We start from the raw sequence: 14228 nt of genomic DNA, 5'->3' as shown, positions 1-14228 counted from the left end.
AAATTGACACAACCCACAAATTTTATCTAACTTTACCCTGTTCTATAAATACCTTTCTCTAATGTGCGCTAAATAATATTGCGGGTTTAACTCTTCGCCTGTTGCTTGACGCAATAACTCTTGATAAGAAAATAACTTTGCTTTTTGATGAACATTTTCCCTAAGCCAAATTAACAACGATTTAAAGTCACCTAATTTGATTTGATCATTTATATCAGGGATAGCTTTTCTGGCCGCCGAAAACAATTGAGCGGCAATTAACGCACCGAAAGTATAAGCGGGAAAATAGCCAAAATTTCCAGACGGCCAATGAACATCTTGCATCACACCATTTTTGTCATTCCCTTTGGTTGACAAGCCTAAATATTTTCTCATGAAGGTATCCCAAACCTCTGGTAACTCATCAATGGTAATCTCCGAAGAAAACAATAGTTGCTCGATTTCGTAACGCAGTATTACATGCAGCGGATAAGTCACTTCATCTGCATCAACACGAATTAAATCAGGTTGTACTTTCGTACAATGAAAATAAAGATTTTCTTCGGTTATATTTTGAGCTTCTTTGAAGTATTTTTTTGCAATAGGAGCCAAAAAATTTATAAAGTCCAAACTTCGACAAATTTGCATTTCAATAAGCAAGGATTGACTCTCATGCACAGACATCCCTAATGAATGGCCAACAGGTTGCCGACTCCATTCTTTTAACAAGCCTTGCTCATACAGGGCATGACCTGTTTCATGGGTAATTGCCATTAAGGAAGATAAAAATTCCTGTTCGTTATAACGCGTAGTCACTCTAACATCATCTGAAATACCCCCACAAAACGGATGATGACTAACATCTAATCGGCCATGATTAAAGTCAAACCCCAGTCGGGACATGATTTCAATTCCAAGTTGTTTTTGTTTTTCAGCAGAAAAATCACCTGAAATCGCTTTAATTCTCCGTGTTTTTTGCTTTTCGATAATCTTGGGAATAAAGGCAGGTATTTCTTGTTTCAGAGCATTAAAAACAGGAGTTATGGTCTTACAGTCTAAATCAGGAGAATATTCATCAATTAAAACATCCAGACATGGCTTATTAAATCGTTGTGATTTAATATCAGCCATCATTTTTACTTTTTCAAATAACTTTTTTAAGTACGGTTTAAATGAGCACCAGTCATTTTTAGCCCGTAATTCTCGCCATGCCTGAACACATATCAAAGATTCATTCGTAAACTCTTCAATCAATAATGCGGGAATACAGGTTGCTTGTTGATACTGTTTTTCAATCCAATAAAGATTCTTTTGCTGCCATACTGTTAAACCTTGTAAATCTTTTGCCTGTTTTATCCAATCACCTACTTTTTTATTGGTTAACCACTCATGTTGCACTGCACTTAAGGTTGCCAGAGCTTCCGCCCGTGCCTGACCACCACCTATTGGCATCATCGTCGCCTCATCCCAGGAAACAATCGCTGCTAAATTTTCAAAATCGTAATATTTTTTAAAATGTTGTTCTAATTGTTGGTAGGGGTTCATGAGGGATCCTTATGTAATTCTTTAAAATATTGCTTCCTAGTCGCACTTAAGAGCTGTATCAAAGATTCACATGAAGAATAAAACAGTTAAACAAATGTTCTATCAAGTCCTAGATCCGAAGATCTGAATCGGTTTGGTTATCGGAAGTCTTGCTTTTTAAGTTGTTTAACACACAATTTACTTCTTGCAAATCCTTGAGAATAAATTCATATCTTCCTTGTACATTAACAACCTGGATATCTTTGGGAAAAAGATCTTTTACTTTATATTTAAAATCTCTATCAGGTTTTGTATGAATACGTACTGAATTATTTTCCAAAACAATTTTGGGAATATCTTTTTCTGTATAGCCCTGAGACTCTAAAAATTTAAGCAGTGTATTCATCTCATGATATTTATTCAGTAAGTTATCCACGGAATCAGCAACTACTGTAACCGGTCTATATAAAAAACAGTCATTTTGGGAGGAAGATTCTTCGTGATGTTTGAAGAGGCTCAGGTTTTGAAGGGTTGATGACTTATCCGCTTTGTGTGCTACGACATGGCAAGGTATCAGGTAAACCAGTTTTTCCTGTATATCTTCTGGTAAAACTGCAAACAATCGTTTGGCTCGCTCCATGTCTTCTGGTTTGTCGGACGTGCAATGCGATAAAATCAATTTGACAATGAAATTTTGATACTCTTTCAAAATATACTTGGAAGCAAACTTGATTTTCATCTGAAAATCTTCAATTAACTCCGAACAAGCTACATTTCTATCATGTGTTGTAAATTCTTTATATTGACGACTCATTTTATCAATTAACTCTTCACTAAAAGAATCGCCTCTTGTCATACCAAAAACACATAATAAACCGCGTATGGATTGTTTCGTATTAACATAACCGCAGGTGGCGTAGCTCTGTGCGGACGCAAAAATAAAAGGTTGTAAAATCCGTGCTTCTTTAAGACATTTCCTGATATCTTTTTCAAATGATTTCTTCCCATATCGAAAAAGACCCAATTTATTTTCACCTATTTCAAAATGAGAGAAAAACTCTTCATCCAGTTTACCGTTTATCTCATAGATAACTGAACCAGCTTTTGAAGCTTCTTTCTCAATTAAATCATGTTCAGTAAGACACGAAGTTATTCCTCCTTGTCCTCGGTTAGACAATACAATATAAGTTTTATTTAGATTTTTATCAAAAAATATGGACAAACCAACACCATGTTGAGTCCATCCTGCAGTAAGCAATAACGGTTCGCCCTCCAAATACGTTTGATATAAAATTTTTCGTACTACTTCCACATTCAAAATAGCGTTTAATAACACTGTCTTTTGTAGTGCCCTTAAAATAGGTTTGAAATCTTCACTATTATCTGTCTGATTGGCATATTTACTGACTGCATGGAGCAAAAATCTATTTGTCTGTTCAGCACCGGCGGTGTATTCATTTAACCCTAACCTGTGCGCATAACCTTCCAAACTTCTTGCTTCGGGTACAACAAATCCGGTTCTTATAAAATACTCTATTAGTAGCATACCGACTTCAATAGAGTTAACCTTACCTAACATCAAGAACTTTAGCTCAGGATTACAAACAGGTAACAGAAGTTGAATCATCTTGACATCGCTCAACTCAATTGCTCGCGACAAACAATCCTCTATCAATGTCTCAGGAATTTTATTTATAGAATCGGCAAGTACTTTCCTGATTTTCACCAGTTTTTCTTCATCTCGATTTTCCATCGCCAAAATGGCTGCATCAACCAGATTCATCAATTCAAGAATTTCTTTATCGCGAACTGATAAAACAAAATCCTCATCTCCTAATTCTTTAGGATTAAAGGGAAATCGCTTTTTCTTGCTTTCTAAAATACAGTAAAAAAATGCCGTATGCCCATCAGAGTCGGTCACATTGATATCAGGTATAATATTAAGTTCTATAATCGCTTTTACTGCGTTGAAATGACCTTCTTTAGCTTCCCTTAAAAAAATCTCTTCTAACAGCTGATTATTGTCTTTAATTTCCTTCTTATTTTTCAAATAATTATAAATTTCTACCATGTTTTGAGAATATTTATTTCCTTCATAAGGACTGTGCAAAAATAAAAAATGTAATAGTTTTTCCTGGGATAAAGAAACATGTAGTTCATCGATAAGGTATTGAATGATATCAAGGCGCCCACAAGTAAGAGCTAACTCTAAATAATACTGAAGAATTTGTTCATGATTAAAAGACTCATCATTGTCTTCTATCTGTTTGAATAAGTTTCCACTCTCAAACTCTTCTTTAAATATAGATAATCCATTGGCTATGACTGCGGCCTCTGCTGGAGGTAAATAATTATCATTAATTAAATAATTATAATATTTTTCATCAAATCGTTTATCTACTTCCAAAATACTTTGAATTGATGATTTGGAATCAGCCAAAATGTTATCTCCTCTTGATGATTATCTTTAAGTATAATAAAAAATAACTAAGCAGAGATTTTTTGTTGTTTTTAGCATCATATTGAAACATTTTAATTCATTTTTTAAAGATTTCATACTCAATGTAAAAATAATTTTGTCTTTTATTGCAATACGAAAAAATTGTTTAATTACTCTACCAAACTCTGTAAATTAATTGTAAACTTGTCGGCGAAAAGATAGATTCTTAATTTAGATTATCTTTTTTGGGCAGTATTTTTTGGATTTAATTTTAGTTTAGGAGTAATGATTATGCCTTTAACCCCCACCGCTTCACCAAAAACTGAAAGACGTTCTGAAGAAGATAATCAACAAACAAATCAACAGGGAAACCAGCAAGGAAATCAACAACCAAGAAGCAGTATATTGACTCTTTTTGGTTTTACTCCTAATGCCATGGTCATGCCATGCCCTCATGGCCACGCTCACTTCCATGTTATGGATATTCAGGCGGATGATACATTAGTATTTGCTACTATGAATGGCAGCCCGGAAATAATGAGTCTATTGGCACTGCAATTCTTGATGCAAAGCATGAACTTAAATGTTGATGACGAATTGGAAGCGGAAACAGATGCGAAGAAAGCAGAAGAATCACAATTTTCATCTTCTGAATCTGAGAGCGAAGAAAAAGTAGACGAAGATCAACATAGTCATGAAGAAACGGAAGAAGAAGAAAACGAAGAGTCAAGCCGTTTTACAATGTAATATGCCTACCCTCTTTTCAAGGGACACCCTGTATTTACCTTAGGTAAATACAGGGTTGTTTTTAAATCCCCTGCCCCCAACACTTTCAATCCTTGTCAAAGCAAGAACAATCAATCTCGGTAATAAACCACATGTCAACTGATTATCCCCTTATTTTCTAAACCAATATTTCTTTGCTTTTTCAATTAAGGATTTGGAAAATCAAAAATAAATAAAAGGGCTATAATCAGGTTATTGCTGAAGAAAAAACATCAGTATAGGAACATGAGTAAGGTGGATAAAAAAATAGTGGTGATCACAGGTTGTTCAAAACCATCCGGTGTAGGCTATCATCTTGCTTGTGAAATGCTAAAACGTGGGCATCAAGTCATTGCAACGGTAAGGAATCTTCAAACGAGCCAAATTAACAAAGCAAAGAGCACAAACTCCAGTAATTTCGATGTAAAAACATTGGATCTTTGCGATCAAACTTCAATTGACCGTTTTATTGAAGAAGTGTTAACTCAATATCAATACATTGACGTATTAGTTAACAATGCTGCTAATGTGGTTATTGGCCCTGTTGAGAGCGCAACTACACAAGATGTATTAACAACTTATCAAACCAAAGTATTTGGCCCCTTGGCTTTAATCAGGGGATTTATCCCTGTAATGAGAGAAAGAAAAAAAGGCTTATTGACAACCACCTCAACGATTTTTACCTCTGTTCCCGTTAATATTCCAGGGGTTGCAATCTATTTTTCGGCACTTGCAGCATTTGAACGGTTACAAGAATCCTTAGCAATTGAGCTGGCTCCATGGAATATCAAAGTAATTAATTTCCAACCTGGACCAATTGCAACCGAATTGACCCGATTTGAAGGCTCTCGTACTGATATTGTTGAGAAATACTATAAAAATTTTATGGAACAAGCTTACCTATGGTTCCATCAGAATACTGTTTTTCAAACTGCAGCCGAAGTGGCCAAGGTATTTGCAGAAGTCATTGACATGGAGAATCCTGATTTATGTTATCAAAGCAATCTTTTTGGAAAGCAATTTGTTGCAAAAAATAAAAAAGATACAACAGGGCGCGAGGGAATGAATGCACTCCTGGAACATTTCAGAAATTTACCTCATGACAATCCTGATGATTGGAAAATTTAAATGATCTACTGGATTAAGTCACAATATCTGCCGCGAAATCTCTGTGCATAAGCAAAAAAATCGGTAATGCCCGCGCAAGGGTATATGACCGATTTTTTTGCTCATACACAGAGCGCAAAAATAGACAATAATTGACTAATTTTTTAATATTGGGCACAAAGTTTGTGATTGACTGGACAATATAAGTCGCAGCGCACATAATTGTAGTTTTTTATTTAATAAAGCAGATGACAACACCGCTCATTGAAATCCGTCAGATCTATAAATCATACGGCAATACGCCGATTTTGAATAATGTGTCGTTAAACGTCAATGACGGTGAATTTTTAACCTTGCTTGGCCCTTCAGGTTGTGGAAAAACAACCCTTCTTCGTCTTATATCCGGTTTTGAGCAACCAACCCAAGGTGAAATTTTTATTAATGGCCAATGTGTTAATCAGTTACCCCCTCAAAAAAGGGATGTGCACACTGTCTTTCAAAGTTATGCACTTTTCCCTCATTTGTCCGTTTTTGAAAATGTCGCGTTTGCCTTGCGCTGCAAAAAAACTCCTAACCAGGAAATCAAAGATCGCGTCCTTGATGCATTAAAACTTGTGCGACTTGAATTGTTAGCAGAAAGAAATGTGAAGCAATTAAGTGGAGGCCAACAACAACGTGTTGCCATTGCCCGAGCTATCATCAACAGACCTCAAGTGCTGTTGTTGGATGAACCATTAAGCTCCCTTGACTATCGGCTTAGAAAGGCGATGCAATCCGAATTGAAGCAATTACAAAAAACTTTGAATATGACGTTTATTTTTGTAACACATGATCAGGAAGAAGCCTTATCAATGTCTGACCGTATTGTCGTCTTTAATCACGGCCACATTGAACAAATTGGAACACCTAAAGCAGTCTATGAAACACCTGCAAACCTGCATGTTGCCATGTTTATTGGCGAAGCGAATATATTCGATATTCAGGTTCAGTCAGTAAAAGATCAAGACATCATAACGAACATTGAAGGAATACAACTACTCTGTAAAAACACTGGCAATTATCAAGTTAACGATCGACTTCATTTGATCGTTCGCCCAGAGGATATTCGAGTTTGGAGCTTATCTGAAGTCGAAAAGACAGAGGGAATGTTACCTGGGCGCATTGTTGATATCATTTATAAAGGCTCTACGGTTGATCTCAAAGTGGAATTGTCATCAGGCCAAATCATCAATGCTTCCGAGTTTTTTGACGAAGACGATGATAAGCTGGAATACACTCTCCATGAAACCGTTTGGGTACAATGGTTGCCTGGCTGGGAGGTTTTATTGCCTTATGAAGGCTAAATCATTCGCATTGTATTTATTGTATCTTTGGTTAATTATTTTTGGCTTCATTCCCTTGTTGATGGTGCTGGCTGCCAGTTTTTTATCAAAAGACAGTATTCATCTCGTTACCTTGCCATTTACATTGGAAAATTATTTTGACTTGTTCACCCCTGTTTTTGCAAAAATTCTTTTCCGATCCTTGCTGATAGCCACTATCACTACCCTGCTTTGCCTGATTATCGCTTATCCCTTTAGTTATTTAATGATTAAATCAAAGCATCAATCTGTTTTATTACTGTTAATTATCATACCTTTCTGGACAAGCTCATTAATAAGAACTTATGCTTTGATTGCTATCCTTAAATACAAAGGCGTAATAAATGCCCTATTGCTGAAATTACACTTGATTGATATTCCCTTGTCACTACTCTATACCAATTTTGCGGTCATTATTGGCCTGGTTTACAATCTGTTTCCTTTCATGGTCCTACCCATTTTTACGAATATGGAACGCTTCGATTTCAGGTTAATCGAGGCAGCCAAAGATTTAGGGGCAAACAAATGGTCGATATTTACTCGAGTATTTTTGCCTAACACAGCCCCTGGAATCTTATCAGGTTGCTTGCTGGTCCTATTGCCAGCAATGACTTTATTTTACATTCCTAATGTATTAGGCGGCGCTCGTTCCATTTTATTAGGTAATTTAATCCAAAATCAATTTCTTGTCCTAAGCGATTGGCCGCAGGGAGCCGCTACCAGTGTGTTATTAACTTCCGTCCTGCTTATTTTAATGTTCATTTTTCGGCGACAGAACAATGAGGTCATTCGATGAAAACAATGACACAACGCCTGTTTCTTTCTTTAGTTTATACTTTTCTTTATATCCCCATTGCCATACTGGTGCTCTATTCAGTGAACGATGCCAAATTTTCATTACAATGGCATGGTTTTTCTTTGCGATGGTATAGAGAACTATTTCATGACCGCGGCTTGTGGTCTGCCGTTTTCAATTCCATCATCCTGGGTCTTACATCCTCTCTAATCGCTACAACAATGGGTCTATTGGCCTCGATCAACTTATTTTTATTTCGTACAAAACACCGTAAGATCCTATACACCTTATTACTATTACTTATTATTATTCCCGACATAGTCCTGGGTGTTGCCCTATTGATTTTCTTTAATATTACCCAAGTGCCCCTTGGCTTCTTGAGTCTTTTGGCCGCGCATATTACCTTCTCAATTCCTTTTGTTATCCTAACCATTAATTCGCGAATAAATACTTTAAATCCCAATATTTATTTTGGTGCCCTCGATCTTGGCGCCAGTCGTTATTATGCTTTAACGCGAGTCTTACTCCCTTTATTGTGGCCTGCCGTTTTAAGCGCTTTTTTATTAAGTTTCACTTTGTCATTTGATGACGTCATTATCAGTTATTTTGTGGCAGGCCCTGATTTTACTATCCTGCCTTTGACCATCTACTCTTTAGTCCGTGCTGGAGTCACTCCTGAACTCAACGCACTGTGCTCTATTACATTTGGTTTATCAATGATTCTCGTTATTATCTCTCATCGCCTGTCAGGTAAATTGATATGAAAATTATTACTTTGTTGCTTGCTCTTCTTACATTTAGGGCATTCTCCAATCCTGTCGTCAATGTCTATGCCTGGGGAGGTGAAATCCCTAAAAAAGTCATTCAACAATTTGAACAAGAGTCAGGAATTAAAGTTAATTTTTCGACTTATGATAGCAATGAAACCATGTACGCCAAGTTAAGAGCCAGTCAAAAGGCTATTTACGATGTCATCCTCCCCTCCGCCTATTTTGTAGAGCGCATGCAAAAACAAGGTATGTTGCAATTACTCGATCACAAACAACTTCCGAATCTTCATAATCTGGATGAACAATTTGTCAAGAATGATTATGATCCGGGCAACCGTTATAGTATACCCATCATCTGGGGAGCAACCGGTATTTTCTTTAATCATAATTCTGTAGCGAACCCGCCAAAAACCTGGCAAGGCTTATGGGATAAAAAGTGGCGTAATCAGTTAATGTTACTTGATGATTCACGCGAAATATTTGCTATAGCTTTGATGAGCCTGGGGTTTGATCCCAATGATACCAATCCAAACCACATAAAAGCAGCCTATGAGCATCTCTTGCACTTGATACCTAATATTAAGTTATTTGCCAGTGATAGCATTCAAGCCATCATGATAGATGAAGATGCTTTCCTTGGATCAGCATGGAATGGCGATGCCTTCAAAGCACATACAGAAAATAAAGCCATTGAGTTTATTTATCCTCAGGATGGTTTTGTGATTTGGGTGGATTGTTTGGCTATCCCTAAAAATCCACCTCACCTCAAAGAGGCGTATCAATTCATTAATTATATTCTGAAACCAGAGACAAGCGCTCAAATTGCACTAAAAGAAGGACATGCAATTACCAATGCAGCAGGAAGGTCTTTATTGCCATTAGTTATCAAAAATAACCCAGTGGTTTATCCGCCAGACAAAATACTAAAGAAGGGTTATTTTCAACGCGACATCGGCGAAGAAACACTGGCGCTTTATAATCAATATTGGGAACAATTAAAACTTGCTTTTTAGTTTTCTATTGTGAAGTAGTGCTAAATATCCAGATGAAGTACTTCATTAACTCAATGAATTAAAATTTAGAAAGCAAAGCCATTTGAATATTTTATACTCAAAAAGAAAACAATTATGCTTAATTTGTATAAATTTAATCCATTTTATGGTCTTATTTACATCACTTTTTTCATATTATCTTCACACTTAATTTTTTTTATTCATACCAGTTAATATTTGCTTAATAATAAATTGTTATCATTGCAGCACATTGATTTAAGTGATTCAGAGAGGATTTACAATGCAAGAACGTAGAGAGAAAAAAAGTGGTAATGCATCCTATGTATTTACACCATATGATATGGCCAATTTAGTATTTAAAACTGGAGTTATTTCTTTTACTGTCTCCGCAGGAACCCAACCATTTCAATACTTGCTAAACAAATTGCAATTTTCACAAACTGGAACCCCATCTGGATTGAGTGGAGGACTTTTCCGAGGCATGTACCGTGGATTCCTGCCTTATGCTATTGCAGGCCAAAAACGCGGTGCTGTGGCTGTAACCCATAAACAAACTAACAAAGCAACAGAAGAAGAAGAATTTGAAGCCCCATTCCGTCAACGTTGGTTGGGAACAATATTCTTTTCTCAGGCTGATCTGCTGGTCAGTAATGGTTTAAGTGGCAAGGGAAGGTTGCAAAATGTTGGAGTGATTAATGCTGAAAACTTCAGATGGTCCTTATCCAATTTTTGGAAATTAACTACAGTCAACTGGGGTTCTCGCTCATTTGCTGGTGGGGTCAATTTCGCGTTGATAGGATTTGCAGGAGATTATGTCAGCTCATTTTATAAGTTTGATAAGGACTTGTATAACAAAATATTAGGAGGCGCTACTTCTGGTGTCATTGCGACATTGTTTACAACCGTCCCTAACGCCTATGCTGATAATAAATTGTTGCAAACCAAAGTAGCTGAAAATAACCGTTTAATTACCGTGTCACCCTATACAATGTTTGGTCAAATGAAATCACATGTAAAAGCGGTTGGTCTTAAAGACGCTTTCATGACCTTTTTTAAAGTTAACTATTTGCAACAGGTGGCGGTAAGAGCTCCTCAAGCAGCTATCACTTTTGCCCTCATTTTTGGTATGGATGAATATATGGGTCCTGATCCTTTGAAAAAGATTTGGCCTGGACGAGTCGAAGAGCTTGAGTCAGAGAATACATCCCCATCTCCTACCAAGAAATAATTAAGAGTAACAAGGATGTTATTTTTCATCATTGTGACTTAATAGCCAAAATTACGTTTTACAATATAAATTGTACTTATTTTATCAATATTACACTAAAACAGATTTTTTTGATTTAATTTTAGCCATAAAAACAGGTGAATGTATTGCATTAGGCAGAAATTCATTTAGAATGAATGATGAATAATTAACAGGATTATTATTAACTAATCAGGACGGAAAATATGTTATCATTTTTTGGGAAATGTATGTTAAAGACCTTAGGCGGAGCAACCAGGACAGCGGCACTTGATACTGCGAGAGTAACAGCAACAACAACGGTGGTCCTAGGTGGTATGTATTTCTGGGACAGAGTAGCTAAAAATTATGGACTATATGACAAGGAAACTTCCAAACCAATAAGCCTTGATCTGGCTAATGACAATTATATGCGTCCTAAAGTTTAAACTAAAGGATTATTTTCGCTCCCAACTATCCTGTTGGGAGTATTTATCTCTCTCTTAAATCAACATCTGAGTTACACAGTAAATTCTATCGTTTAAAACGAGAATAAACAGCCCTACCTATCCAAAATACTAATAAAGCAACAATCCCCCATAATAAAATCATTGGGATAAACAGAATAACAAATTCAATAAATCCATAAGTGAATTGTCGTAGTTGAGCTATTAAAGCCTGGTAAGATTTCATCACAACTTCAGAGATTTGCCATGTAGTATTTTGTGCATTTTTTATCGCAGGATCAATCTGCAAGTAAATTGTAACTAGTGAATAGGCGATAGATTCCTTGTAGTACTTAATCTGCCCTTCTATAACATCAATTTTTCTCTGCGTTTCACTCAGTTGTTGATAGACAGCAAGTACATCAGAAGTATTTTTTGCACCTTGCATAATTTTATTTAATTGATCTTTAGCGACTCTGTAATTTTTCAGTTCACTTTCAAGATCGACGTATTGCCGAGTGATGTCTTCACTCGCAATCGATTCCTCAATGACTTTAACAGCCAAAGATTTTAAATTTTGCAACACATTGTTTAAACGATTACTTGGTACTCTGATACTGATTTGAGCTACATTTCCACCAACATAGAAACTATCCTGTCTTAAGTTGGAGTTAACCACATATCCTCCTTCTCGCTCGGCTATCTGCATAATGGCATCAATAATTTTTGCTGGATCATTAACCTGCAGAGTGATATTCGCATTACGGATTATCATTCCCCTCATGACTTGATCTGTAGCGGGGGAATTGCTGCTGCTAGCACCAAAATCATCTGGTACCGCATTGACTTTTTCAACAGTTGGATAAGCGCTCCCCACTACTGGAGCACCCTTATATAGTGTTTGTCCGGCTCGATTGATTAGTACGTTGTATGCAAATAGAAGGACAGCATAAACTCCTACAGCGACAAACAAGTATAAAATGACTTTCTTCATTTTTAATTCAATACTCCAATATTGTAAAAATAAGTGTGGCATAGACTAATTGAAATAACCAACAGTATTTTTTTATTTCAACTACCAAACTATAAATAGTTAAACTTGATATAAAATTAGTAATGAACTAATAAGAGACAAGGAGGTGTTCCATGAAAAAAGTAGCACCTACACTAAAAAATGAAATCATCGATACAGCAATAAATATTGCCCAGGATAGCTCTTGGGAAAAAGTGAGATTGGTTGATATCGCTAAAGCATTAAATATTGATTTAAACACAATACGATATTTCTTTGCTGAAAAAGATCAAATTATTGATGCCTGTTTTGATCGTGCTGACGAAACCATGCTCAATGCTGTCTTAAAACCGAAATTTGATTTGCTGACAGCCAAAGAAAAACTGTATGATTTATTAATGAATTGGCTAAGTGCTTTCGAAGGGAAGCAAAAAGTAATTCGGCAAATGATATTACATAAGCTAGAGCCCGGTCATCTTCATCTTCAATTGCCTGCCATCAAACGTATCAGCCAAACTGTTCAGTGGTGGCGTGAAGCAGCTGGCCTTAGAGAGGCCTTCCCTCAACGCGCCATACAAGAAACCGGATTGACCATCATTTATCTATCCACTTTTAGTTATTGGTTATTAGATAATTCCAAAGAACATCTCGCAACTCGTATTTTTTTGGAAAATAAATTAAATACTGCAAGCGTTCTATCCAATTTTTTGGGGTTTACCTACTATGCGCGATCCAGGATTAACTGAAAAACTTGGTTTTCAATTTCCTATTATTCAAGCACCTATGGCAGGAGGAGCCACTACTCCTGAGTTAGTTGCAGCAGTTTCTAACAGTGGTGGTTTAGGCTCTCTGGGCGCGGGGTATATGAAACCCAATGAGATCAAACAAGTGATTAGAAAAATCCGTCAATTAACAAATAAACCTTTTGCAGTTAATCTTTTTATTCCCGAAGCTCATCATGCAACACGAGAACAAATTCAAAAAGCTTGTGATGATATTAATCTGTGCTGCACTGAGCTAAACATTGAAATCAGTCCCGTGAGTAGGCCCTACTCCCAATCTTTTGTTGACCAAATGCAAATCCTGATTGAAGAAAAAATCCCTGTTTTTAGCTATGCATTCGGTATACTAGAGCCCATGTGGATAAAACACTTGAAGAAAAATGGGACATTTTTAATAGGAACAGCTACCACTATACACGAGGCAATAATACTTGAAGAAAGCGGTATTGATGCCATCGTTGCACAGGGAAGTGAAGCAGGAGGGCATCGAGGCACTTTCATCGGTAATGCGGAAGATGCTTTGATTCAACTATCTGATCTGATACCCCAAATAATAGATAAAATAAAAATTCCAGTGATAGCCGCTGGGGGAATCATGGATGGGAAAGGAATAATGTCTGCCATGAATGCCGGTGCCTCTGGTGTGCAAATGGGAACCGCTTTTTTAAGCTGTTTTGAAGCTGGCATCTCTCATCAATACAAGCAAAGCCTATTATCACAGCAACAAGACAATACTGTATTAACACGTGCTTTTTCGGGAAAGTTGGCTCGTGGAATTCGAAATAAATTCATTACTTGCATGGATAATCGGAAAATAAATATCCTCGACTATCCCATTCAAAATGCATTAACCCAGGTAATGAGGCAAAAAGCAAAGGAAAACGATAATATTGATTTTATGTCATTATGGGCTGGACAATCGGCTCAATTATGCAGGCATATGTCGGCAGGTGACTTAATAAATACTTTAGTTATTGAGGCAGAAATGAAGTAAAAGAAACTCAAATC

13 protein-coding genes are annotated in these 14228 nt (G+C 36.5%); 10 read left to right on the top strand and 3 right to left on the bottom strand.

The window, feature by feature from the left end; translation table 11 throughout:
* Positions 1 to 42 precede the first annotated feature (42 nt).
* Positions 43 to 1524, bottom strand: coding sequence for a carboxypeptidase M32 (locus tag EL201_RS06075; RefSeq protein WP_027221387.1), 1482 nt, complete (start codon positions 1522 to 1524; stop codon positions 43 to 45).
* A 109-nt stretch (positions 1525 to 1633) separates the two neighbouring features.
* Positions 1634 to 3943 carry a hypothetical protein gene (locus tag EL201_RS06070; protein WP_027221386.1) on the bottom strand — a complete coding sequence of 770 codons (2310 nt, stop codon included), beginning with the start codon at positions 3941 to 3943 and terminating at the stop codon, positions 1634 to 1636.
* Between the two features lie 291 nt (positions 3944 to 4234).
* Here EL201_RS06070 and EL201_RS06065 point away from each other — a divergent pair, with 291 nt between their 5' ends.
* The 8 genes from EL201_RS06065 (at position 4235) to EL201_RS06030 (ending at position 11429) form a co-directional block, all read left to right on the top strand.
* Positions 4235 to 4690 (top strand): hypothetical protein, encoded by a 456-nt coding sequence (locus tag EL201_RS06065; RefSeq protein ID WP_027221385.1) that lies wholly within the window; start codon positions 4235 to 4237, stop codon positions 4688 to 4690.
* 264 nt (positions 4691 to 4954) lie between these two features.
* Entirely contained in the window at positions 4955 to 5836 is an 882-nt protein-coding gene (locus tag EL201_RS06060; protein WP_027221384.1) for an SDR family oxidoreductase, read from the top strand.
* Positions 5837 to 6063: 227 nt separating this feature from the next.
* Positions 6064 to 7158 (top strand): spermidine/putrescine ABC transporter ATP-binding protein PotA, encoded by a 1095-nt coding sequence (gene potA / locus EL201_RS06055; protein ID WP_032828814.1) that lies wholly within the window; start codon positions 6064 to 6066, stop codon positions 7156 to 7158.
* Positions 7148 to 7972, top strand: coding sequence for an ABC transporter permease (locus EL201_RS06050; protein ID WP_027221382.1), 825 nt, complete (start codon positions 7148 to 7150; stop codon positions 7970 to 7972). Before potA ends, EL201_RS06050 begins: the two co-directional genes overlap by 11 nt.
* Complete coding sequence (locus tag EL201_RS06045) at positions 7969 to 8736, top strand: ABC transporter permease subunit (protein ID WP_027221381.1); 768 nt, start codon at positions 7969 to 7971, stop codon at positions 8734 to 8736. The genes EL201_RS06050 and EL201_RS06045 overlap by 4 nt, the downstream gene beginning before the upstream one ends.
* The gene (locus tag EL201_RS06040) at positions 8733 to 9755 is read left to right on the top strand and encodes an ABC transporter substrate-binding protein (RefSeq protein ID WP_027221380.1); all 1023 of its coding nucleotides are present in this window, start codon (positions 8733 to 8735) and stop codon (positions 9753 to 9755) included. Before EL201_RS06045 ends, EL201_RS06040 begins: the two co-directional genes overlap by 4 nt.
* Before the next feature lie 259 nt (positions 9756 to 10014).
* Positions 10015 to 10983, top strand: a complete 969-nt coding sequence (locus EL201_RS06035) for a hypothetical protein (RefSeq protein ID WP_080272894.1) — start codon at positions 10015 to 10017, stop codon at positions 10981 to 10983.
* A 248-nt stretch (positions 10984 to 11231) separates the two neighbouring features.
* Positions 11232 to 11429 carry a hypothetical protein gene (locus EL201_RS06030; RefSeq protein WP_027221378.1) on the top strand — a complete coding sequence of 66 codons (198 nt, stop codon included), beginning with the start codon at positions 11232 to 11234 and terminating at the stop codon, positions 11427 to 11429.
* An 85-nt stretch (positions 11430 to 11514) separates the two neighbouring features.
* Here EL201_RS06030 and EL201_RS06025 read toward each other — a convergent pair whose 3' ends face one another.
* The gene (locus tag EL201_RS06025; protein WP_027221377.1) at positions 11515 to 12420 is read right to left on the bottom strand and encodes a DUF4349 domain-containing protein; all 906 of its coding nucleotides are present in this window, start codon (positions 12418 to 12420) and stop codon (positions 11515 to 11517) included.
* A 152-nt stretch (positions 12421 to 12572) separates the two neighbouring features.
* Here EL201_RS06025 and EL201_RS06020 point away from each other — a divergent pair, with 152 nt between their 5' ends.
* Both EL201_RS06020 and EL201_RS06015 read left to right on the top strand, forming a co-directional pair.
* Entirely contained in the window at positions 12573 to 13184 is a 612-nt protein-coding gene (locus EL201_RS06020) for a TetR/AcrR family transcriptional regulator (RefSeq protein WP_027221376.1), read from the top strand.
* Positions 13162 to 14214 (top strand): NAD(P)H-dependent flavin oxidoreductase, encoded by a 1053-nt coding sequence (locus tag EL201_RS06015; RefSeq protein ID WP_027221375.1) that lies wholly within the window; start codon positions 13162 to 13164, stop codon positions 14212 to 14214. The genes EL201_RS06020 and EL201_RS06015 overlap by 23 nt, the downstream gene beginning before the upstream one ends.
* The last annotated feature ends 14 nt before the right edge of the window (positions 14215 to 14228 follow it).

Origin of the sequence: Legionella pneumophila subsp. pascullei (genome assembly GCF_900637585.1) — a bacterium.
Taxonomy (GTDB): Bacteria; Pseudomonadota; Gammaproteobacteria; order Legionellales; family Legionellaceae; genus Legionella; species Legionella pascullei.
The sequence above is the reverse complement of the archived record's forward strand: the minus strand, read 5'-3'. Positions and strand labels throughout refer to the sequence as shown.

What these genes read in the sequence shown, in the direction of transcription:
- EL201_RS06075 (WP_027221387.1), bottom strand. Translation starts at nt 1,524, where the DNA reads ATGAACCCCTACCAACAATTAGAACAACATTTTAAAAAATATTACGAT.
- EL201_RS06065 (WP_027221385.1), top strand. Translation starts at nt 4,235, where the DNA reads ATGCCTTTAACCCCCACCGCTTCACCAAAAACTGAAAGACGTTCTGAA.
- EL201_RS06060 (WP_027221384.1), top strand. Translation starts at nt 4,955, where the DNA reads ATGAGTAAGGTGGATAAAAAAATAGTGGTGATCACAGGTTGTTCAAAA.
- potA (WP_032828814.1), top strand. Translation starts at nt 6,064, where the DNA reads ATGACAACACCGCTCATTGAAATCCGTCAGATCTATAAATCATACGGC.
- EL201_RS06050 (WP_027221382.1), top strand. Translation starts at nt 7,148, where the DNA reads ATGAAGGCTAAATCATTCGCATTGTATTTATTGTATCTTTGGTTAATT.
- EL201_RS06045 (WP_027221381.1), top strand. Translation starts at nt 7,969, where the DNA reads ATGAAAACAATGACACAACGCCTGTTTCTTTCTTTAGTTTATACTTTT.
- EL201_RS06040 (WP_027221380.1), top strand. Translation starts at nt 8,733, where the DNA reads ATGAAAATTATTACTTTGTTGCTTGCTCTTCTTACATTTAGGGCATTC.
- EL201_RS06030 (WP_027221378.1), top strand. Translation starts at nt 11,232, where the DNA reads ATGTTAAAGACCTTAGGCGGAGCAACCAGGACAGCGGCACTTGATACT.
- EL201_RS06025 (WP_027221377.1), bottom strand. Translation starts at nt 12,420, where the DNA reads ATGAAGAAAGTCATTTTATACTTGTTTGTCGCTGTAGGAGTTTATGCT.
- EL201_RS06020 (WP_027221376.1), top strand. Translation starts at nt 12,573, where the DNA reads ATGAAAAAAGTAGCACCTACACTAAAAAATGAAATCATCGATACAGCA.
- EL201_RS06015 (WP_027221375.1), top strand. Translation starts at nt 13,162, where the DNA reads ATGCGCGATCCAGGATTAACTGAAAAACTTGGTTTTCAATTTCCTATT.